The 20790-nt window shown below is 66.0% G+C and carries 19 protein-coding genes; 4 read left to right on the plus strand and 15 right to left on the minus strand.

The features are described 5' to 3' along the window. Positions 1–46 precede the first annotated feature (46 nt). Positions 47–1210, plus strand: a complete 1164-nt coding sequence (locus tag ACWYRN_RS20015; protein WP_488689409.1) for a cystathionine beta-lyase — start codon at positions 47–49, stop codon at positions 1208–1210. 161 nt (positions 1211–1371) lie between these two features. Here ACWYRN_RS20015 and ACWYRN_RS20020 read toward each other — a convergent pair whose 3' ends face one another. The 3 genes from ACWYRN_RS20020 to trxC all read right to left on the minus strand — a co-directional run bounded on the left by ACWYRN_RS20020 (position 1372) and on the right by trxC (position 3420). Further along, the gene (locus ACWYRN_RS20020; protein WP_488689411.1) at positions 1372–2331 is read right to left on the minus strand and encodes a chemotaxis protein; all 960 of its coding nucleotides are present in this window, start codon (positions 2329–2331) and stop codon (positions 1372–1374) included. 85 nt (positions 2332–2416) lie between these two features. Further along, entirely contained in the window at positions 2417–2776 is a 360-nt protein-coding gene (locus ACWYRN_RS20025; RefSeq protein ID WP_488689412.1) for a DUF4870 family protein, read from the minus strand. Between the two features lie 209 nt (positions 2777–2985). After that, entirely contained in the window at positions 2986–3420 is a 435-nt protein-coding gene (gene trxC / locus ACWYRN_RS20030; RefSeq protein ID WP_488689413.1) for a thioredoxin TrxC, read from the minus strand. Positions 3421–3592: 172 nt separating this feature from the next. Here trxC and ACWYRN_RS20035 point away from each other — a divergent pair, with 172 nt between their 5' ends. Genes ACWYRN_RS20035 through ACWYRN_RS20045 form a run of 3 tightly spaced genes read left to right on the plus strand, consistent with a single transcriptional unit; the run spans position 3593 to position 5691 of the window. Further along, positions 3593–4354 (plus strand): DUF72 domain-containing protein, encoded by a 762-nt coding sequence (locus ACWYRN_RS20035; RefSeq protein WP_488689414.1) that lies wholly within the window; start codon positions 3593–3595, stop codon positions 4352–4354. An 18-nt stretch (positions 4355–4372) separates the two neighbouring features. After that, positions 4373–5281 (plus strand): Mut7-C RNAse domain-containing protein, encoded by a 909-nt coding sequence (locus tag ACWYRN_RS20040; protein WP_488689416.1) that lies wholly within the window; start codon positions 4373–4375, stop codon positions 5279–5281. Further along, the gene (locus ACWYRN_RS20045) at positions 5278–5691 is read left to right on the plus strand and encodes a hypothetical protein (RefSeq protein WP_488689417.1); all 414 of its coding nucleotides are present in this window, start codon (positions 5278–5280) and stop codon (positions 5689–5691) included. Before ACWYRN_RS20040 ends, ACWYRN_RS20045 begins: the two co-directional genes overlap by 4 nt. Before the next feature lie 3 nt (positions 5692–5694). On the opposite strand, the gene udk is transcribed toward ACWYRN_RS20045, so the two are convergent. The 12 genes from udk to ACWYRN_RS20105 all read right to left on the minus strand — a co-directional run bounded on the left by udk (position 5695) and on the right by ACWYRN_RS20105 (position 20725). After that, on the minus strand, positions 5695–6336 hold the full coding sequence (udk, locus tag ACWYRN_RS20050; protein WP_488689419.1) for a uridine kinase: 642 nt from the start codon (positions 6334–6336) through the stop codon (positions 5695–5697). A gap of 86 nt (positions 6337–6422) precedes the next feature. Next, entirely contained in the window at positions 6423–6743 is a 321-nt protein-coding gene (locus tag ACWYRN_RS20055) for a hypothetical protein (protein ID WP_488689420.1), read from the minus strand. A 28-nt stretch (positions 6744–6771) separates the two neighbouring features. Further along, positions 6772–7710 carry an EamA family transporter gene (locus ACWYRN_RS20060; protein ID WP_488689422.1) on the minus strand — a complete coding sequence of 313 codons (939 nt, stop codon included), beginning with the start codon at positions 7708–7710 and terminating at the stop codon, positions 6772–6774. Between the two features lie 78 nt (positions 7711–7788). Beyond that, a complete protein-coding gene (locus ACWYRN_RS20065; RefSeq protein ID WP_488689423.1) occupies positions 7789–8517 on the minus strand; it encodes an ABC transporter ATP-binding protein in 729 nt (242 codons plus the stop codon). 12 nt (positions 8518–8529) lie between these two features. Beyond that, on the minus strand, positions 8530–10500 hold the full coding sequence (locus ACWYRN_RS20070) for a branched-chain amino acid ABC transporter ATP-binding protein/permease (protein ID WP_488689424.1): 1971 nt from the start codon (positions 10498–10500) through the stop codon (positions 8530–8532). Positions 10501–10502: 2 nt separating this feature from the next. Further along, positions 10503–11393, minus strand: coding sequence for a branched-chain amino acid ABC transporter permease (locus tag ACWYRN_RS20075; RefSeq protein WP_229435387.1), 891 nt, complete (start codon positions 11391–11393; stop codon positions 10503–10505). Positions 11394–11672: 279 nt separating this feature from the next. Further along, positions 11673–12830: an ABC transporter substrate-binding protein gene (locus ACWYRN_RS20080; RefSeq protein ID WP_488689425.1), complete on the minus strand. Its 1158-nt coding sequence runs from the start codon at positions 12828–12830 to the stop codon at positions 11673–11675. Positions 12831–13111: 281 nt separating this feature from the next. Next, positions 13112–13546, minus strand: a complete 435-nt coding sequence (locus ACWYRN_RS20085; protein ID WP_488689427.1) for a hypothetical protein — start codon at positions 13544–13546, stop codon at positions 13112–13114. Between the two features lie 178 nt (positions 13547–13724). Next, positions 13725–15035 (minus strand): SGNH/GDSL hydrolase family protein, encoded by a 1311-nt coding sequence (locus ACWYRN_RS20090; protein ID WP_488689428.1) that lies wholly within the window; start codon positions 15033–15035, stop codon positions 13725–13727. A gap of 350 nt (positions 15036–15385) precedes the next feature. Beyond that, positions 15386–16228, minus strand: a complete 843-nt coding sequence (serB, locus tag ACWYRN_RS20095; RefSeq protein ID WP_488692852.1) for a phosphoserine phosphatase SerB — start codon at positions 16226–16228, stop codon at positions 15386–15388. Between the two features lie 11 nt (positions 16229–16239). Continuing rightward, complete coding sequence (mfd, locus tag ACWYRN_RS20100) at positions 16240–19686, minus strand: transcription-repair coupling factor (protein ID WP_488689429.1); 3447 nt, start codon at positions 19684–19686, stop codon at positions 16240–16242. A 103-nt stretch (positions 19687–19789) separates the two neighbouring features. Beyond that, a complete protein-coding gene (locus tag ACWYRN_RS20105) occupies positions 19790–20725 on the minus strand; it encodes a DMT family transporter (RefSeq protein WP_488689430.1) in 936 nt (311 codons plus the stop codon). Positions 20726–20790: the final 65 nt, after the last annotated feature.

Consider the following 20790-nt stretch of genomic DNA (forward strand, 5'->3'; position numbering starts at 1 on the left):
ATTGTCATTTCTGGCTAACTCGAACTCATCGTATGAAAGGGCCCCCATGACCAAGAAGTCCCTCCAGACCACCCTGATCCACACCGATTACACCGCGCCGACCGGCTTCGACGCCTACCCACCCGGCATCCACCGCGCCTCCACCGTCCTGTTCGAGAACGTCGCGGCCCTCCGTTCCGGCGACTGGAAGAACAAGACCGCCTACACCTACGGCCTGCACGGCACGCCCACCACCTTTACCCTGGAAGCACGCCTGGCCGAAATCGAAGGCGGCGCCCACTGCCTGCTCGCCCCCTCCGGCTTGTCCGCGATCTCGATGGTCGACTTCGCCTTCCTGAAAAGCGGCGACGACGTCCTCCTGCCCGACAACGTCTACAACCCGAACCGCGAACTGGGCCGCTGGCTGCAGCAGGACTTCGGCATCACCGCGCGCTACTACGACCCCATGATCGGCGCCGGCATCCGTGCGCTGATCCAGCCGAACACGAAGCTGGTCTGGGCCGAAGCCCCCGGCTCGGTCTCGATGGAAGTGCCCGACCTGCGCGCCATCTGCGCCGCCGCCCACGAACAGGGCGTGCTGGTGGCGCTCGACAACACCTGGTCCGCCGGCCTGGCCCTGCGCGGCTTCGACCTTGGCGTCGACATCGTCATGCATGCGCTGACCAAGTACCAGTCAGGCGGCTCGGACCTGCTGATGGGCGCCGTCATCACGCGCGACCGCGCCGTGCACGACAGGCTGGCCACCGCGCACATGCGCCTCGGCCTGGGTGTCAGCCCGGACGACGCCTACCTGGTCATGCGCGGCCTGCCGACCATGAAGCTGCGCTTCGAGGCCCATGACCGGGCAGCGCGCAAGGTGGCGGCCTGGCTCAAGGAGCGGCCCGAGATCGTGCGCGTGCTGCACCCGGCCTTCGAAGAGTGCCCGGGGCACGAAAACTGGCAGCGCGATTTCACGGGCGCGGGCGGGCTGTTCTCGGTGATCTTCGACGAGCGGTATACCGAGGAGCAGACGGACCGCTTCGTCGATTCGCTGGAGTTGTTCGGGCTGGGTTACAGCTGGGGCGGGGCGAACAGCCTGGTGGTGCCGTACAGGATGGCGGCGATCCGGCGCGACTGGCAGGAGAAGGGGACGCTGGTGCGCTTCAATATCGGGCTGGAAGAGCCGGATGACTTGATTGCGGATATCGAGCGGGCTTTGTCGACGCTGTGATGCTGGCCCCAACTCTGTTCTGATGGGGCAACCGCGTGGGCACGAGTGCCCACCCTACAAGAGGCCGATTTTCGTAGGGTGGGCTCTTGAGCCCACGCGGTACGGCGCCCGAACAATCGAAACGCCACCGGGACGCCCGCAAACTTACCGACCAACAAAAATTACTGCTTCAACACCCGCCGCAAGGTCGCCGACAAATCCTCTGCCGAGAACTTGGCCACATACGCATCCGCGCCCACGTTCTTGACGTGTTCCTCGTTCGTGGTCCCCGACAGCGACGAGTGGATCACCACCGGGATATTCCCGAAGCGCGCATTCTTCTTCACATTCCGGGTGAGCGTGAAGCCGTCCATCTCCGGCATCTCGAGGTCGGTCAGCACCAGGGCCACCTTGTCGTTGATGCTCTTGCCCTCGGCTTCGGCCTGGGCCGCGATGCTGTTGAGCTGGTCCCAGCATTCCTTGCCGCTCTTGGTCATCACATAGGGCAGGCCCATCGCGTCCAGGCCCTGTTCGATGAGGGCGCGCGCCACCACCGAATCGTCGGCCGCCAGCACGATCGAGCCGGGCTTGATCTGGATGCGCGCGCCAACCGTCTGCTGGCTGATTTCCGGGCCGGCATCCGGGTTCATGTTGCGCAGGATAGTTTCCACGTCGAGCACCTGGGCCAGGCGGCCCGGTTCGCCGTTTTCGCCATCGAGGCGGGCGATGCTGGTGACCATGCCGCTGCCGGCGCTCTTTTCGGCCGACATCACCTGGCTCCAGTCGAGGCGCACGATTTCCTCGACGCTCTCGACGGCAAAGGCCTGGGTGGTACGCGCGAACTCGGTCACCAGCATGATGTTCAGGCCGGTCTTGGGCTTGACGCCGGCAATCGCCGGCAAGTCTAGCACCTGGATAATCTGGCCGCGCAGGTTGACCACGCCCAGCACGTGCGGCGGCGAACCGGCCACCGCGGTGATCGCCGGCATGGCGACGATTTCGCGGATCTTGAAGACGTTGATACCGAATAGTTCGCTGCGCTCGCCGTGCTCGTCGCCGCCGAGGCGGAACAGCAGCAGTTCGAATTTGTTGGTGCCCGTGAGGTTGCTGCGTTCGTCGACTTCCTGCTGTACCGATTTCATGTTTCGCCCTGGAGAGTATTGATGCCTGTTGATGCCACTGGGCAATCATTCTAGCTGCGAATGTCCGAAAAGCGTAAAGACGTCGTCAAAGAGGCATGGATTTGTTGCTGTTCAGATCCAAAAAACCACGAATCAGGCGATATGCCTTCCACACCCAGGCCACGCCCCACACCAGGAAGGCCAGCGGAATGCCGACCACGGTGGCGAACAGGATGCCGCCGACGACCATCCACAGCACGTAATACCAGAAGGAACGGATCATCCAGCTATGGTGGCTGTAGACCATGCCCACGGTGTCCGGGCGTTTGACGTAATTGACGATCACCGGCACGATCGACAGCATGCCGAGCGAGAAAAAGAAGGTGGCGGCATGCACCAGGTAGAGGATGCGCGCGAGCTGCCTGGCGTCTTCGGTATCGCCGTCGAGTACGAGTTGTTGCGACATGCTGTTCTCCTTCGGGTCGGTCCCGTTTGCCCGGATTGTAGCAGCCACCCGTGGCTGTTTTGCCAGCTGTTCCAAGCGTGCGCGGCGTCCCTGTGAGGATGTGAAAAAAACGGCAGGGTAAGGGATACGGCCTACCGGCGCCGAGTCGAAGACAGTACGAGCGTACGGCGAGACGAGGCAACGCAGCCTTGGCGATTTTTTCACATCCTCTACAGGTGCGATTGGACCCAGGCCGCGATGCGCCCGGCATCCATGGCCCCGGCCTGGCGCGCGATCTCGCGCCCGCCCTTGAACAGCGCCAGCGTCGGAATGCTGCGGATCGCGAAGCGCGCCGACACATCCTGGGCGCGCTCGGTGTCCACCTTCAGCAGGCGCACCTGCGGTTCGAGGCGCTGCGCCGCCTGCGCGTAGTGGGGCGCCATCATCTTGCACGGCCCGCACCAGTCGGCCCAGAAATCGACCAGCACCGGGATGTCGTTGCGGCCGATGTGGCGCGCGAACTGTTCGGACGTGACGTCCAGCGGTTTGCCGGCGAACAGGGCTTGCGCGCACTTGCCGCACACGGGCTGGTCAAGCAGGCGTGCCGGGGCCAGGCGGTTGACGGCCTCGCATTGCGGGCAGACGATGTGGATGGGGTCGCTCACGGATTCTCCTCGAATGGCTGTTGCCGTGATTGTAATCCCGCCGCTGCAATCCTGGCGCTGCATTCCTCCCCCTGCAATCTCGCCTGCGTCCGCATCCAAGCATGCGCCGTAGAAGGGGCGCGGCGCGTAGAATTGAACTTATCAATATTGCAAAACAGCGAGCCCCGATTCGATGACTGCGCCTGACCATGCCTGCACCCACCTGATCGGCTGCGCCGGCTGGAGCATCCACAAGGATGCCGCCCCCGCGTTCCCGGCCGAGGGCAGCCACCTCGAGCGCTACGCCGCCGTGTTTCCCATGGTGGAGATCAATTCCTCGTTCTACCGGCCGCACCAGCCCAAGACCTATGCGCGCTGGGCCGAGTGCGTGCCCGAGGACTTCCGCTTCGCGGTCAAGGTGCCGCGCGCGATCACCCACGACGCCGCGTTGCAGGACGTCGATGCACTGCTCGACAGCTTTGCCGGCGAAGTGAAGGAGCTCGGCCCCAAGCTGGGCGCGCTGCTGGTGCAGCTGCCGCCCAAGTTCGGTTTCCACGACCTCACCGTGCGCGACTTCTTCCTGCGCCTGCGCGATCGCTTCGGCTGCATGTTGGCCTGCGAAGGCCGGCATCCGAGCTGGTTCGGCGACACCGCCACCGACCTGCTGCGCGAACTCGGCGTCACGCGCGTGATCGCCGACCCGGCGGCCGGCCAGCCAGGACCGCACGTGCCGACCACCCGGGACGTCTACATGCGCCTGCACGGCACGCCGCGCATCTATTACTCGGCCTACACGCCCGCCTTCCTGGCGGCGCTGGTGCGCGAGCTGGCCGACTATGCCGCGGCCGGGCGCCGGGCCTGGTGCGTGTTCGACAACACGGCCGCCTTCGAGGCGGTGCCGAATGCGCTCGACGTGCTCCGTGCCTGCCGTGACGGAACGCCGCTGGCGCCCTGATACTGCGATACTGCGGCCATGGTCACGGCGACGTTTCGCTTCTACGACGAACTGAACGGCTTCCTGCCGCGCGCGCGGCGCGGGCGGGAATTCGCCACGCCTTGCGCGCGCGCCGCCACCGTCAAGCACATGATCGAGGCGCTCGGCGTGCCGCATACCGAGGCCGCGCTGGTCCTGGTGAACGGCGAATCGAGCGGCTTCGGGCGGCTGCTGGAGGAGGGCGACCGGGTCGCGGTGTACCCGCGCTTCGGGATGCTGGACGTGAGGTCGCTGTCGCGCCTGCCGCAGCCGCTGCACATGGCGCAGGAGTCGCAGGGGTCGCAGCAGCCGCAGCAGCCGCACGATTCCCGGATCGCGCCGCGCTTCGTGGCCGACGCCCACCTTGGCGGCCTGGCGCGCCTGTTGCGCATGGCGGGTTTCGACACCCTGTACGACAACGGTTACCGCGACGACGAGATCGTCGCCATTGCAGCCCGGGATGACCGCATCGTGCTCACGCGCGACCGCGAGCTGCTCAAGCGGCGCGCCGTGTCGCGGGGTTGCTACCTGCACGCGATCAAGCCGGAAATCCAGTTCCGCGAACTCTTCGAGCGCCTCGGCCTGGCGCCGGGCGCCCAGCCGTTCTCGCTTTGCCTGCACTGCAACCTGGCCCTGCGCGCGGTCGACAAGGCGCTGGTGCTGGACGCGCTGCCGCCCTCGGTGCGCGAGTTGCACGAGGAATTCACGACCTGCGAGGCGTGCCGGCGCGTGTACTGGAAGGGATCGCACCACAAGCGCATGCGCGCGCTGCTCGACACGGTGACCGGAGGCGCCATGCCGGCCGCGCACGATGACGCTGCCGCGCCCCGCAGCCAGGAGCCGGACTGCGCGCCCGGCGGACCGGAGACGGACGCCACGCATCGCGCCGGGGGAGGGCCGCAAGCATGAACGGGCCCGCCGTCCAGCTGCCGTTCCCGGTGCGGGTGGAGTGTCCGCCCGGCGCCTGCGTGTGCGAGCGCGAGCGGCTGCTGGCCGATCCCGCGGGCGACCACCGGCCGCTGGCCATCGACCGCAAGCAGGAGCAGAACCTGGTGGCGCGCATCGAGCGCGTGCGCGATTACCAGGACCTGCAGCACGTGCAGGCCCTGATCCGCCAGAACGTCGGCGCCGAGCTGCGCATCGAGCCGGGGCCGAACGAAGTGCGCACCGTGCGCGGCATCATCGTCGTGCTCGAGGAAAAGCCAGGCCTGTGCAAGAAGGTGCGGCAGTCGGTGCCGGCCGCGGTGCGGCGGCTATTGCAGGAGCGGCCCGAGATCGCCTACGCCATCCTCGACGCGCACGACCTGTTCGGGCAATGAGCCTTAAAGGCGCTTGAGCCCGCCGATCACGCTCGCGACCTTGGTGGTGATGACGTCGACCGCCGGGCCATTGGCGCCGTGCGGCAGGATCACGTCGGCGTGGCGCTTGGTCGGCTCGATGAACTGCTTGTGCATCGGGCGCACCGTTTCCAGGTACTGGTCGACGATGCTTTCCACCGTGCGACCACGCTCGTTGATATCCCTTTGCATGCGGCGGATGAAGCGGACGTCGGGCGCGGTGTCGACGAAGATCTTCAGCGACATCATCTTGCGCAGGTCGGCATCGTACAGGGCGAACAGGCCTTCGATCAGGATGATCGGCGCCGGCTTGACGGGGATGGTCTTGTTCGAGCGGTTGTCGATCGTGAAGTCGTATTCCGGCATCTCGATCGCTTCGCCGTTGCGCAGGGCGCGCACGTGCTGCACCAGCAGCGGCCAGTCGAAGGCCTGCGGGTGGTCGTAGTTCTGCTTGCGGCGTACTTCAGGGGTGAGGTCGGACTGGTCGCGGTAGTAATCGTCCTGCATCACGACCGAGACGACGTCGGTGCCGAACGAGGCGAGGACTTGCTGGGACACCGTTGACTTGCCACTGCCGCTACCGCCGGCGACACCAATGACAAACGGAGGGGTAAAGATTGCATTCATCCCGACATGATACCGGAGCGGAAGCCGGACCGACAGGGCTGATTGCGGCGCGTGGCGCGTGCGCCATGCCGCGCCGCCGGGCTCCCTTACATCTTGACAAGGTATTTCAGGACGAAACCGACGACCAGCGCGCCGGCCATCAGCAGCGACAAACCGCCGTGCAGCGCATCGCTGCCGATCGACACGTCGCGCGACATTTCTTCCTTGCTGATCTTGCCGGCGCGCGACAGCACGACCGGACGCAGCAGGCCCTGGATGCCGAGCACGATCAGGCCGAAGCCGACCAGCGATTCGCCCACCAGGCCGCGCTGCAGGCCGAGAAAGAGCCCGCTGACACCGAGGATCATGCCGAACAGGAACCAGAAAGCGCGCGAGCCGGAGTAGAGCTTGAGTTTGGAAAAGTCCATGGATTTGCCGGGAACGTTAAACCCGACATTATAGCGGTGCGCCGGGACTGCGCAGGCGCATTCGCCAGCGCGGGCCGAACACCACCAGCGCCAGCGACAGCACGATCAGCACGATGCCCGCCCATTGCCAGGGCGTGATGCGGTCGCCCAATGCGAGCATGCCGGCCGCGATGCCCACCGGCGGCACGGCCAGGCTGAAGGGCGCCACGCGGTTCGCCGGATGGCGTTTCAGCAGGCCGGTCCACATCGCATAGCCGAGGATGGTGGCGAACCAGCCGAGGTAGGCCAGCGAGGCCCAGCCTGTCATCGACAGGCCGCGCCAGTCCCAGCGCGTGCCGGGCGGATCGAAGGCGAGCGACAGCAAGACAAACGGCGGCACCGCCACCAGGCTGCTCCAGACCATGAAGGAGAGGACGTCGAAGTCCGGCGCGATGTCGCGGATGCGCCGCACCACGATGTTCGAGGCGCCCCACATCGCGCCCGAGGCGACAGTCAGCACCAGGCCGATGACCGTCACCTCCGAGCCGCGCCCGAAGAAATCGGCGCAGAAGCAGGCCAGGCCCAGGGCCGCGATCGCCATTGCCGCCTGTAGCGGCCGGCCGACGCGCTCGCCCAGCAGCAGGAAGCCGAGCAGGGCGGTGAAGAAGACCTGCATCTGCAGCATTACTGGCGCCAGCGCCGCCGACATGCCGGCGCGCAGCGCCAGGAACAGCAAACCGAACTGGCCGACGCCCTGGAACAGCCCGTACAGCAGCACCCAGCGCACCGGCAGGCGTGGCGGACGCACGAACAGGGCCAGCGGCAGGAAGGCGAACAGGTAGCGCCCGGCGCCGAGCTGGAAGGGCGTCAGTTCGCGCAGGCCGAGCTTCATGGCCACGAAGTTGGTGCCCCAGACCAGCACCACGCACAGGGCGGCGAGGTAGTCGCGCCCCGCCAGGCCGCCGGTGTCGTTCGCCGCCGCGCCCATCACGCCGCTCCTGTCACGTGCAGGCCCCGCATATGCAAGCTCCTCAGGTGCAGGTCCATCGCGCCGGCGCCCGCGCCATCAGTGCGCGTGGCCGCCCCCGAGGTAGGCCGCCACCACCTTCGGATCGTGCTTCAGGCTCTCCGCCGGGCCATGCACCGAGATGCGGCCGTTCTCCAGCACGTAGCCATAGTCGGCCACGTTCAGGGCGGCGGCGGCGAACTGCTCGACCAGCAGCATGGTCACGCCCTCGGCCTTCAGGCGCGTGATGATGCGAAACACCTCTTCGACCAGGATCGGCGCCAGGCCCATCGAGGGTTCGTCGAGCAGCACCACGTCCGGGTTCAGCATCACGGCGCGCGCCATGGCCAGCATCTGCTGCTCGCCGCCGGAGAGCGTGCCGGCCAACTGCTCGCGTCGTTCCTTCAGGCGCGGGAAGAGTTCCATCGCCCGCTCCAGGTCGTGCTGCACGTCGCCCTTTGGGCGCGCGCGGGTAAAGCGCGGAAAGGCGCCCAGCAGCAGATTGTCGGTCACGCTCATGGTGGCGAACACGCGCCGCCCTTCCGGCGAATGCGCCAGGCCGCTGCGCGCGATGCGGTGCGAGTCCAGGCCGGTGATGTCCTTGCCGTCCAGCGTGACCTTGCCGCCGCGCGGCTTGATCATGCCCGAGATGGCGCGCATGGTGGTGGTCTTGCCGGCGCCGTTGGAGCCGATCAGGGTCACCAGGCTGCCCTTCGGCACCTCGAGCGAGATGCCGTGCAGGACCTGCACCTTGCCGTAGGCCGCTTCCAGATTCTGTATGCTCAGCATGGGTTGCTCCTTTCAGGTGCGCGCCGCGGCGGTGGCCGACGGGGCAGCGGGGGCAGACGGGGCCGGCTCGCTGGCGCCGCCCAGGTAGGCCTCGATGACTTTCGGGTCGGCCTGGACGCTGGCCGGGTTGCCCTCGGCGATCTTCTGGCCGAAGTCGAGCACGGTCACGGTGTCCGAGATCGACATCACCACGTCCATGTGGTGCTCGATCAGGATGATGGTGATGCCGTGGTCGCGGATCTTGCGGATGATGGCCATCAGCTCGCGGATGTCGGGAGCAGTAAGCCCGGCGGCCGGTTCGTCGAGCAGCAGCAGGCGCGGGTTCAGCCCGAGCGCGCGGCCGATCTCCAGCAGGCGCTGCTTGCCGTAGGGGAGGTTGCGCGCCTCCTCGTCGGCCAGGTCGGACAGTCCGACGAATTCCAGGATGGCCGCGGCGCGCTTCCTTGCCGCCGCTTCCTCGCGGCGCAGGCGCGGGGTTTTCACCATGGCGTCGAACACGTTCGAGCGGAAGCTGTGGTGCAGGCCGACCAGCACGTTCTCGGTGGCGGTCATTTCGCCGAACAGCTGCACGTTCTGGAAGGTGCGCGCCACGCCGCCGAGCGCAATCTGCGACGGCGAACGGCCGGTGATGGTGTCGCCGGCGAACACCACCCTGCCGGCGGTGGGTTTGTAGATGCCGGTGAGGACGTTCATCATCGTGCTCTTGCCCGAGCCGTTCGGGCCGATCAGGCCGTGCACGGCGCCACGCTGCACGTTCAAATCGACCTGGTTCAGCGCCTTCAGGCCGCCGAACTGCATCAGGATCTGCTCGGCACGCAGCAAATCGCCGCTGCCGCTGCCCATCGCAACACCCTCGAACGGGTCGGTCTGGCGGTCGGCGTCGACGGCCCGGGTGTGCGCCACGCGCCGCCCCAGCAGCTGGCGGAAGAAGCCGACGATGCCGTCCTGCAGGTAGTAGACGACGAACAGGGTCATCAGGCCGAAGATGGTCAGGCGCCAGTCGACCATGTTCTCGATGCGGTAGGCCCAGACGGCAAGGCCGATGGTCGCCACCAGGGGCACCAGTACCTTGCGCGCCGTGGTGCGCCCGCGCGCCAGGGCCACGGCCGATCCAAGCACGCCCAGCACGGCGGCGGCCAGCGCGATCTGGCGGAACAGCACGATATCGGCCAGCAGGCTGGGCAGCATGACGACGATGATGGCGCCGATGATGGAGCCGGTGCGGGTCTTGCGCCCGCCCATGATCACGGCCAGCAGGAACAGGATGGTCAGCTCGAAGTTGTAGGTGTTCGGCGAGACGTACTGCTCGGAATAGGCATACAGGCTGCCCGCCAGGCCCGCCAGGCCGGCGCTGATGACGAAGGCATACACCTTGTAGCGGTAGACCGATACGCCCATGCAGTCCGAGGCGATCGGGCTGTCGCGCAGGGCTTCGAAGGCGCGCCCGAAGTGGGATTTCAGCAGGAAGTGCACCACGGTCAGCGCCGCGACCATGAAGACCGCCACCATGTAGAAGTATTCGGTCTCGTGCAGCTCGCGCCCGAACAAACTCGGCTTGGTCAGCGTGATGCCCATCGGCCCTTGTGTGATGAAGGACATCTCGTTGATCAGGATCTGGATGATGGTGCCAAAGGCCAGCGTCACCATCGCAAGGTAGGGCCCGGTGACGCGCAGCGCCGGCAGTGCCAGGATGGCGCCGAACAGGGCGGTCACGACGATACTGGCGGGCACCGCCAGGAACCACGGTGTGCCGAAGTGCATGATCAGCACCGCCGTCACGTAGGAGCCGATGCCGAACAGGCCGGCGTGGCCGAGCGACACCTGCCCGGTGTAGCCGACCACGATGTCCAGGCCGAACAGCAGGATGGCATAGATCAGGATGGTCTCGACCAGGTGCACGTAATACGGGTTCGTGACGAACAGCGGGAACACTGCCAGCGCAACGATCCCGATGGCGGAAAACAGTAGGGTGTTTTTCGTCATGGTCAGACCTTCTTGATGGCGGCTTTGCCGAACAGCCCGGACGGCTTGATGGCCAGCACCAGCAGCAGGAGCAGCAGGGCCGGTACGTCCTTGTAGCCGGTCGAGATGTAGTAGCCGGCCGTGGTTTCCGAGATGCCCATGATCAGCCCGCCGACGATCGCGCCCACGCCCGAGGTCAGCCCGCCGATGATCGCCACCGCGAATGCCTTCAGGCCGAGCGAGGCGCCCATGGTGGCGCCGGTGAGGGTGACGGGCGCTACCAGCACGCCGGCAAAGGCGGCGGTAGCCGAGGACAGCGCGTACGAGAAGGTGATCACGCGGCCGGTATTAATACCCATCAGGCCGGCGGCGTCGCGGTCGTTCGACGTTGCGACCACGGCCTTGCCGTAGATCGACTTGCGGTTGAAGAGTTCGACCGCCAGCATGATCAGCAGGGCGCCGACGATCACCGCCACCTGCATCGGCTGCACGTTGGCGCCCATTACCTGGAAGGGCGTGGAGTCGAGCGGCGAAGGGAAGGGCATGTCTTCCTTGCCCCAGATGTTTTCGGCGATGTTCTTGAAGATGATGGCCAGCGCGATGGTCGACATGATCCAGCCGAACTCGGATTTCAGCTTGATCGCCGGCCGCACGCCGATCCACTCGACAAAGGCGCCCTGGAATGCACCGAACAGGATGACGACCGGGATCATGATCCAGTAGCTCATGTAGGGGCCGCCGTGCACGCCGCCGGCCAGGCTCAGGCCGACCAGGGCGCCGAGCATCAGGGCTTCGCCCTGGCCGAAGTTCAGCGTGCCGGACGTAGCAAAGGTTAATTGGTAGCCGAATGCGATGACGGCATAGATCATGCCGAGCGCGATTCCGCTGAAGACCAGCTGCAAAAGAATTTCCATGATGTTCACCCTAAGAGGTCGTGAAAAAACCGCCATGGCTGCGTTGCCTCGTCTCGCCGTACGCTCGTACTGTCTTCGACTCGGCGCCTTGCCCTGACGATTTTTTCACAACCTCTGGTGGCAACGCGTGCGCTGCCTTTCGACGATTAGCGACTACAAGTGACGAGAGGCGACAGTGCGCCTATAGCCGGCTCCTTTTCGGGAGCCGGCCATGTCACGACAAGATGCAGCTTGTATACGGCTTGGGTAAAGCTGATGCGACGCTTACTCTGCCAGCACTTATTTAGCCAACACGACGCGGCCGCCACGCACTTCGCCGAAGCGGGTGTTCTCGAAGTTGATGGCTTCGTGGTCGTCCTTGCTGTATGGCTTGTTGTAGGTGGTAACCACGCCTTCGACCTTTTCGTTCAGGTTTTCCAGCGCGGCTTTCACTTTCGGGCCTTCGGTGCTGCCGGCCTGCTTCATGGCGGCGGCCAGCAGGTAGATCGAGTCGTAGCCCTGGGCTGCCGACACGGCCGACGGCATGCGTCCGTTCGGCGGGTTGTAGGCCTTGGTGTAGGCGTCGATGAAGGCCTTGCGGCGCGGGTTGTCGGCTTCCTGGATGAAGGTCTGCGGCATGCGCGTGCCTTCGGCGTTCTTGCCGGCATTGTCGATGAAGTTGGCCATGGCCAGGGTCCAGCTGCCGATCATCGGCACTTTCCAGTTCAGCTTTTCCATGCCGTTGGCGATCTGGGCCAGCTCGGGGCCGATGCCGTAGGTGAGCACGACGTCGGCGCCGGCCTGCTTGGCCTTCAGCAGCTGCGGCGTCATGTCGACGTCCTTCAGGTTGTATTTCTCGACCGTGACGGCCTTGATGCCTTTCTTTTCCAGCGCCTTTTCCAGGTCTTCGCGGCCAAGCTGGCCGTAGCTGGTGGAGTCGGCCAGGATGGCGACCTTCTTGAAGCCGCGGCGCGCGACGGCTTCTTCGACGATCATCGCCGACTGGATGGTGTCGTTGGCGGAGTTACGGAAGACGTAGTTTTCTGGTGCGGTGGCGAACTGCTTGGTGATGACGGAGCCGGTGGCGACATTGTTCATCACCGGGATCTTGGCGTTCTGGTAGAAGCGCTGCGAGGCCAGGGCGACGGTGGTGTTGATGTAGCCGACGGTGGCGGACACGCGTTCCTTGTTGATCAGTTCCTGGGCAATCTGTACGCCGCGTTCGGGTTTCGCCTCGTCGTCGCGCTCGACCATCTGCAGCTGGCGCCCCAGCACGCCACCCTTGGCATTGATTTCCTGTACCGCCAGCTTGACGCCGTCGCGCATCGACACGCCCATCGGGGCCGAGCCGCCGGTGAACGGGCCGGTGACGCCGATCTTGATCGGATCGGCGGCCAGCGCCGACATCGAGATCCCCAGTGCTACACCTGCAACCAATGCTTTCATCTTGAAATTCATTGCTGTCTCCGTAGTGTTTATTAGGTGTTTCGGTACGCTGGAACCTGGACGGAAAGGCACCGCCACAGCGCCATCGACGAATCATTGTAGGATAGCAATTGGCCAACAGCAATCGATTGCTGTGACGCGTCGCACCATGCAAACGGAATAGTCGGACGTAAGAAAGCGGTAAGAGAAGCGGTGTATTCTGCTGCGCGAAAAAAAGGGGCCGCACGTACTGTGCGGCCCCTTTTTTGGTGCATCGGTACGGCGCGCGCCAGCAAGGCAGGGCGCCGCACCGATCAGCGACGGTGGAAACGCGGGCGTGGCGCGTAGTGGCGATGGCCGCCACCCCAGCTGCGCCCGAAGCTGAAGCCCAGTCCGATCGACACCGGCGGATACCAGTACGGGTCCTGGACGATGACCGGGGCGCCATACACGGGCGCTCCGTAGACCGGCGCGCCGTACACCGGCTGCGGCGCATACACGGGTTGCGACGAATAGACGACGTTGTCCGGCGCCGGATTGACGACGACCGGCGAGCTGGTGACCACGCCGGCGTCGCCCGAGCGCGCGCCCGTGCCCAGCGGTACCGGCGTCACCGACACCGTTTGCCAGCCGTTGGCGTCCGGCGCCTGCGCATAGCCGCGCGTGCCGTAGTTGGCCGGACCCGGATACTGGGTGGCGCAGCCGGTGAGTGCCGCGAGGGCGGCAGAAATGACGATGAGTTTTTTCATGGCGGTCCTCCTGATGACGCCATGATAGTTTGTCGGCGTACATTTTGGCGCGGAATTACAGCTTGTTACAGGTGGTAGGACATAGGAAACCTTTGCGCCGTGCTGCTGGCGCCGGGCCTTCGATGCGCGGCAGGTGCTGGCTCAGGTATTGGCTGTGATGCGGGCTCCCGTGCGCTCGTCAATACCGGTTCAGGAAATCCAGCGGCGGCGTGGTCGCCGCCACGAAGGGCGCCAGCGGGAAGGCATTCGCCATCGCCTGGTAACCGGCATCGTTCGGGTGCAGGTGGTCGCCGCTGTCGTACAAGGGCTGGATGCGCGCCGGATCGTTCGGGTCGCGCAGGGCCGCCTCGATGTCGGCCACGGCATCGAATTCGCCACTGAAGCGGATCCAGCTGTTCGCCGCACGCCGCACCGCTTCGCGCGCCGCCGTGTAGTAGACGAAGCCTTCCATCGGCGGCAAGGTGGCGCCGATCACGGTGATGCCGTGTGCGTGGGCGCGCGCGATCACCTGGCGGTAGCCGGCAATCAGGTCGGCCACGGGAATCGGATTCGAGCCGGAGCTGTAGCTGATGTCGTTGATGCCGATCAGGACGGCCAGGTAGCGCACGCCGGCGGTGGCCAGCACGTCGCGGTCGAAACGTTCGAGTACGTCGCGGCCGGCGATCAGCGCGGTGGCGTAATCGTTGAGCAGCAGGTTGGCACTGATGCCGCGGTTGACCACGCCGATGCGCCCACCGGCGCCGAGCGAGGCTTGCAGCCGGCGTACGAGGTAGTCGGGCCAGCGCCGGTTGACGTTGCCGGTGCTGCGCGCGCCGTCGGTGAGGGAGTCGCCGATGGCAACCAGCGTGGAGGCGGCGCCGTCGACGTCGACTTCGGTGAGGAAAGGCCAGGACGTGATCGAGCGTGATACCGGCATCGACACCGACGAGGTGTAGTCGCCGGCCGGCGACAGGTAGCTGCTGGTGAGCGCCATGTCGTGGATGGTGGTGGCCTGGACGGTGCCCGGCAAGTACAGGCTGATGGCCAGGTCGGCCTGGGCCGGCACCGCCAGCTCCACCGGGTCGGACAGGGCCGGCGCGCCGGCCGGGATGGTGATTGCCGACTGGCCGCCGAAGCTGAGGGTGCGCAGGGTCGCCTGCAGAATGGCCGAACTCGAGGAACGCACGCCGATACTGGCGGCGCCGATGCGTAGCGGGGTGCTGCCCATTTCGTTCGAGAAGCGCACGCGCACGCGGTTGCCGCCGATGCTGGTGTGGACGACCAGGCGCAGCGTCTGGCTGGTGAAGCTTTGCGTGCTGGCGCTGGGCGGTGGGCCGGCCGGGGCCGCGCCCCAGGTGGCGCTCCAGCGCTCGCCGGCGCCGGACTGGGCGCGTGCCGGCAAGGCCGGGACGGCGAGACTGGCAGCCAGCAATGGACCGGCACGCAGGAAATTTCGGCGTGCCGGGCGGGCGGCGGGCCTGCTGGGTGGGACAGGCAAATGCTCGTGCATACCTACGCTCCATGGAGAAAGGCGGCCCCGGAATCGCGACACGCGGGCGGTGGCCTATGTGTCCAATCTATGCTTCCGGTCGGGGCGACTCAATAGAAACTCAGCAGGGAGTTTGCGCTGGCGCAGAAATGGATGAGATAGCGCTTGCGGTATGGCAATTCATTGCAGGGTGCAAAGAATTTTCGGGTGCTCAGGCGTGATCAGACGCGTGGGAACGGGGCGCCCACCCTACGCATGCTTGAGCCGGCGGCTTGGGATACAGTGATCGTTATCGGCTTCGTTGGCGTGCCGGATGATCTCGCTGCTAACGATCGACGCGTGGACGGGGGACCCGCCCACCCTACGGGCGATCAGGCCAGTACCGTGAGGACGCCGTCGAGCCCGCTGAAGTTGAGTGCCACGTCCGCCTGCGCGCGCACCACCGGCTTGGCGCGGAAGGCCACCGACAGGCCGGCGATGCCCATCATGCGCAGGTCGTTGGCGCCGTCGCCCATGACGATGGCTTGCCGTGGTTCGATGCCGAGTTCCGCGCACACGCGCTCCACGGTGCGCCGTTTTTCCTCGGCGTCGACGATGCCGCCGACCACGCGCCCGGTCAGGCGGCCATCCTCGATTTCCAGCACATTCGCATGCGCGTAGTCGAGGCCCAGGCGCTGCTGCAAACGCTCGGTGAAGAAGGTGAAGCCGCCGGATACCAGCAGGGTCTTCAGGCCGGCCGCCTGCACCGCCGCCAGCATCGCCTCGCCGCCCGGCGAGATGCGCAGGCGCTCCTCGTAGACGCGCGCCAGTGCCGACGCTTCCAGCCCCTCCAGCAAGGCCACGCGCCGCGTCAGGCTGGCCGCGAAATCGAGCTCGCCGCGCATGGCCGCTTCGGTGATCTCGGACACCTGGGCTTTCAGGCCCTGCATGTCCGCGATCTCGTCGATGCACTCGATGGTGATCAGGGTCGAATCCATGTCCATTGCCACCAGCCTGAAGTCGGCCAGCGTGCGGCCGGTTGCGATGAAGGTGGCGTCCACGCCGGCCGCATAGGCCGCTGCGGCCACCCGGTCGCGCACTTCAGGCGATGCATCCACGTCTTCGAAGCGCAGCGCGTGCTCCGAGATCGCCACCGACCGTGCCGGACGCGCCAGGGCGGCAACGTCCGTCAACAAGGCCTGCGCTGCGCCAGGCCCTTGCATTACCAGATTCATCGTCATGTTTCTTATGCCAGCAGTTGTTTGATGGTTTGCTTTACCTGCGTCACGCGCGTCGCCAGGTCCGGCATGGCGGCGGTGATGCGCAGCTTGTCCTGGCCAGCCAGCTTGATGTGGCGGTTCTTCTGGATCAGCGTGATGATCTTGATCGGGTCGATCGGCGGCTTTTCCATGAACTGCAGGCTGGCCGCTTCGCTGTGGGCGTCGATCTTCACGATGCCGACTGTCTTCGCGGCGATGCGCAGGCGGTGGGTTTCGATCAGCGCCTTCACCTGCTCCGGCAGTTTGCCGAAGCGGTCGATCAATTCTTCCTGCATGTCGTCGATCTTGCCCTGGCTTTCGCAATTGGCCAGGCGTTTATAAATCGACAGGCGCTCGTGCACGTCGCCGCAGAAGTCGGCCGGCAGCAGGGCCGGGCAGTGCAGGTTGATTTCGGTGGTGCTCGACAGCGGCGCCGCCAGGTCCGGCTCCTTGCCGGCCTTCAGCGAGCGCACCGCTTCGTTCAGCATGTCCGAGTACAGCTGGAAACCGATCTCCAGCATCTCGCCCGACTGGTTCTCGCCCAGCACTTCGCCGGCGCCGCGGATCTCCAGGTCGTGCATGGCGAGATAGAAGCCGCTGCCCAGTTCTTCCATCTGCTGGATCGCGTCGAGGCGGCGCTGCGCCTGCTTGGTCAGGTTCTGCACGTCGTTCACCAGCAAATACGCATAGGCCTGGTGGTGCGAACGGCCGACGCGCCCGCGCAGCTGGTGCAGCTGGGCCAGGCCGAACTTGTCGGCGCGGTGCATGATGATGGTGTTCGCGGTCGGCACGTCGATGCCGGTCTCGATGATGGTCGTGCACAGCAGGATGTTGAAGCGCTGGGCCACGAAGTCGCGCATCACCTTTTCCAGGTCGCGCTCGTGCATCTGGCCGTGGGCGATGCCGATGCGCGCCTCGGGCAAGAGTTCGCGCAGCATCGCATGGCGGTTCTCGATGGTCTCGACTTCGTTGTGCAGGAAGTAGATCTGGCCGCCGCGTTTCAGCTCGCGCAGGCAGGCCTCGCGGATGACGGAACCGTCTTCGCTGCGAACGAAGGTCTTGATCGCCAGGCGCTTTTGCGGCGCGGTGGCGATGATGGAAAAGTCGCGCAGGCCTTCCAGCGCCATGCCCAGGGTACGCGGGATCGGCGTGGCGGTGAGCGTCAACACGTCGACCTCGGCGCGCAGGGCTTTCAGCGCTTCCTTCTGGCGCACGCCGAAACGGTGTTCCTCGTCGATGATCACCAGGCCCAGGCGCGTGAACTTCACGTCGGGCGACAGCAGCTTATGGGTGCCGATCACGATGTCGAGCGTGCCGTCGGCCATGCCCTTGATGGCGTTGTTGATTTCCTTGCCGGTCCTGAAGCGCGACAGCTCGGCGATTTTCACGGGCCAGTCGGCGAAGCGGTCGGCAAAGGTCTGCGCGTGCTGCTCGGCCAGCAGCGTGGTCGGGGCCAGGATGGCTACCTGCTTGCCGCCCATGACGGCGATGAAGGCCGCGCGCAAGGCAACCTCGGTCTTGCCGAAGCCGACGTCGCCGCACACCAAGCGGTCCATCGGCCGGCCCGAGGTCATGTCCTTGATCACGTTGTGGATGGCTTCGGCCTGGTCCGGCGTTTCGTCGAAGCCGAAGCTCTGCGCGAAGTTCTCGTAGTCGATGCTCGAATACTCGAAGGAATGGCCCTGGCGTGCGGCGCGGCGCGCATACAGGTTCAGCAGCTCGGCGGCGGTGTCGCGCACCTGCTCGGCGGCTTTTCTCTTCGCCTTGTCCCACTGGCCGGAGCCGAGGGTGTGCAGCGGTGCGTCTTCGGGCGAGGTGCCGGAATAGCGCGAGATCACGTGCAGCTGCGACACCGGCACGTAGAGCTTGGTGTCCTTGGCGTATTCGAGGTGCAGGAACTCGGTTTCGCCTTCGCCCAGGTCCATCGAGATCAGGCCCATGTAGCGGCCGATGCCATGGTTGATGTGGACCACCGGATCGTTGATCTTCAGCTCGGACAGGTCGCGCACCATGGATTCGACCTGGCTGGTCGCTTCCTGCTTCTTCTTGCCGGCGCGCCGGCCCGAACCCGCATACAGCTCGGTCTCGGTGATGAATGCGATGCAGCCGCTGGCCTCCTCGAACAGCTCGAAGCCGGCCTGCAGCGGCGCCACGCCCAGGGCGAGCTTGGCATCTGAGGCACGGAAGCCTTCGAAGCCCTCGACCAGCGCCAGGTCCAGCTTGTATTCGTTGAAGTACTGCTGCAGGGTTTCGCGGCGGCCGTTCGATTCGGCGCAGATCATCACGCGGCAGTTCGTACGCGCCAGGTAGGAGCGCAAATTCGCCAGCGGGTCTTCCAGGCGGCGGTTCACCGCGATGTCGGGCACCGGCGCCGACAGCTCGGACGCTGGCGCCTGTGGATCACGCGGGATGTTCCAGCGCCCGTGCGGCTTGGCGCAGGTGAAGAACTGCTCGGCGCCGAGGAAGAGCTCGGCCGGTTCCAGGATCGGGCGTTCGCGGTCGCTCTTCAGGAAGCGGTAGCGCGATTCGGTGTCGGTCCAGAAGCGCTGGATAGCCGCCTCGATGTCGCCCACCATGGCCAGCGGGCCGTCCTTCGGCAGGTAGTCGAACAGGGTTGCCGTCTCTTCGAAGAACAGCGGCAGGTAGTATTCGATGCCGGCCGAGGCGATGCCGCTGCCGATATCCTTGTAGATGGGCGAGCGCGACGGGTCGCCCTCGAAACGCTCGCGCCAGCGGCCGCGGAAGGCGGTGCGCGCGGCCTCGTCCATCGGGAATTCGCGGCCCGGCAGCAGACGCACTTCCTTCACCGGATACAGCGAGCGCTGGGTGTCGGCGTCGAAGGTGCGGATGGTTTCGATCTCGTCGCCGAACAGGTCCAGGCGGTAGGGCAGGGCGGAACCCATCGGGAACAAATCGATCAGGCCGCCGCGCACCGAGTACTCGCCGGGCGACATCACCTGCGACACGTGGGTGTAGCCGGCCAGGGTCAGCTGGGACTTGAGCTTGGCTTCGTCCAGGTTCTCGCCCTGGCGGAAGAAGAAGGTGTAGGCAGCCAAAAAGGAGGGCGGCGCCAGGCGCACCAGGGCGGTCGTGGCCGGCACCACCAGCACGTTGCAGTGGCCGTTTCCGATCTCGTGCAGGGTCGCCAGGCGTTCCGACACCAAATCCTGGTGCGGCGAAAAGGCGTCGTAGGGCAGCGTCTCCCAGTCCGGCAGCAGGTGGCAGGACAGCTTGCCGTCGGCGAACCAGGCGATCTCGTCGAGCAGGCGCTGGCCGTCGCTGGCATTCGCCACGATGACGGTGAGCATCTGCTTTTGCGCCTTGTACGCGAGGCCGGCAAGCGCCAGGGCGTAGGCGTCGGAGGAACCGGCGAGGGCCGGCAGGACGAAACGGTTACCCGCTTTGGGGAGATGTTTGTTGAGATCGAAAGGCATGCAGGCGGTGCTTCTCGCAGGAGAAAAATCGGGGCCGATGGGCTGCTCATTATAGACGAACGACCATCGTTTTGCCCCGCACGCCCGCGCGGCAGGGCGGGGTTTACCTGCGCCGCATGTTCGAGACCACCAGCCCCGCCAGGATCAGGCCGAAGCCGGCCGCGTGGTAGGACTGCGGCGCTTCGCCCAGCAGCGGCCAGGCGGCCAGGGTGGCGAATAGCGGAATCAGGTAGAGCGCCATGCTGGCGCGCGCCGGACCGGCCAGGCCGACCAGGCGATCGAAGCAGAAATAGGCGCCCAGGCTCGGCACCACGGCGAGGAAGGCCAGCGCAATGTACAGGCGGGCGTCGCCGAAGTTCGGCACCGTGCCGGTGTAAGCTTCCAGCGCCGCGAACGGCGCCAGCACCAGCGCGCCGCCGCCGATCAGGCTGGCCAGCTTGACGGTGGCCGGCATCGGCGGCAATGGCAGGCGGCGCCCGAACACGGTGTACAGGGCCCAGCCGCTGGCGGCGGCGATCACCCACAGGTCGCCCTGGCCGAAGCTGAGCGAACCGAGCGCTTCGAGATGGCCCTTGGACAGCACCAGCAGCGCGCCGGCGATGGCCAGCAGCATGCCGGCGGCCTGGCGCTTGGACAGCGGCGCCTTCCAGACCAGGGTTTCGATCAGGGTCACCACGGCCGGGCAGGCCGCGAAGATGATGGCGATATTCGCCGCGCTGGTATGGCGTGCGCCGATGTATTGCGGGGCGACGGCCATGCCCATGCCCAGGCCGGACAGCAGCAGCAGGCGCGGCCAGTTGGCCAGCAGCGTGCCGCGCAGCGCCCACAGGCGCGGGCCGACGGTCGGCAGCAGGATCGCAAACGCCAGCGCCCAGCGCCCGAAGGCGAGAAAGACCGGCGGGATCGCGGCGCTCTCGGCCCAGCGCGCCACCACCAGGTTGGCGGCGAACAGGGCAGGCGCGATGAACATAAGCGGCAGTTCGCCAGCGAAAGGATCGTTGCGGTAGCCTAGGGCGCTGCGGGAAACTGCTTCTGTCACGAAAACTCCGGAATTCGATTGCTGCGCTGCCGTAAACGCACTTGTATCGACAAGCGCCACGGCAG

The sequence above is a fragment of the Massilia sp. BAP21 genome, from assembly GCF_057801335.1.

Excerpts from the sequence above, each read along its gene's own strand:
- ACWYRN_RS20020 (WP_488689411.1), bottom strand. The coding sequence starts at position 2,331 with ATGAAATCGGTACAGCAGGAAGTCGACGAACGCAGCAACCTCACGGGC.
- ACWYRN_RS20035 (WP_488689414.1), top strand. The coding sequence starts at position 3,593 with ATGACTGCGCCTGACCATGCCTGCACCCACCTGATCGGCTGCGCCGGC.
- ACWYRN_RS20015 (WP_488689409.1), top strand. The coding sequence starts at position 47 with ATGACCAAGAAGTCCCTCCAGACCACCCTGATCCACACCGATTACACC.
- ACWYRN_RS20075 (WP_229435387.1), bottom strand. The coding sequence starts at position 11,393 with ATGGAAATTCTTTTGCAGCTGGTCTTCAGCGGAATCGCGCTCGGCATG.
- ACWYRN_RS20085 (WP_488689427.1), bottom strand. The coding sequence starts at position 13,546 with ATGAAAAAACTCATCGTCATTTCTGCCGCCCTCGCGGCACTCACCGGC.
- ACWYRN_RS20065 (WP_488689423.1), bottom strand. The coding sequence starts at position 8,517 with ATGCTGAGCATACAGAATCTGGAAGCGGCCTACGGCAAGGTGCAGGTC.
- ACWYRN_RS20060 (WP_488689422.1), bottom strand. The coding sequence starts at position 7,710 with ATGGGCGCGGCGGCGAACGACACCGGCGGCCTGGCGGGGCGCGACTAC.
- ACWYRN_RS20080 (WP_488689425.1), bottom strand. The coding sequence starts at position 12,830 with ATGAATTTCAAGATGAAAGCATTGGTTGCAGGTGTAGCACTGGGGATC.
- mfd (WP_488689429.1), bottom strand. The coding sequence starts at position 19,686 with ATGCCTTTCGATCTCAACAAACATCTCCCCAAAGCGGGTAACCGTTTC.
- ACWYRN_RS20090 (WP_488689428.1), bottom strand. The coding sequence starts at position 15,035 with ATGCACGAGCATTTGCCTGTCCCACCCAGCAGGCCCGCCGCCCGCCCG.
- ACWYRN_RS20055 (WP_488689420.1), bottom strand. The coding sequence starts at position 6,743 with ATGGACTTTTCCAAACTCAAGCTCTACTCCGGCTCGCGCGCTTTCTGG.
- serB (WP_488692852.1), bottom strand. The coding sequence starts at position 16,228 with ATGAATCTGGTAATGCAAGGGCCTGGCGCAGCGCAGGCCTTGTTGACG.
- ACWYRN_RS20045 (WP_488689417.1), top strand. The coding sequence starts at position 5,278 with ATGAACGGGCCCGCCGTCCAGCTGCCGTTCCCGGTGCGGGTGGAGTGT.
- ACWYRN_RS20040 (WP_488689416.1), top strand. The coding sequence starts at position 4,373 with ATGGTCACGGCGACGTTTCGCTTCTACGACGAACTGAACGGCTTCCTG.
- ACWYRN_RS20025 (WP_488689412.1), bottom strand. The coding sequence starts at position 2,776 with ATGTCGCAACAACTCGTACTCGACGGCGATACCGAAGACGCCAGGCAG.
- ACWYRN_RS20070 (WP_488689424.1), bottom strand. The coding sequence starts at position 10,500 with ATGACGAAAAACACCCTACTGTTTTCCGCCATCGGGATCGTTGCGCTG.
- udk (WP_488689419.1), bottom strand. The coding sequence starts at position 6,336 with ATGAATGCAATCTTTACCCCTCCGTTTGTCATTGGTGTCGCCGGCGGT.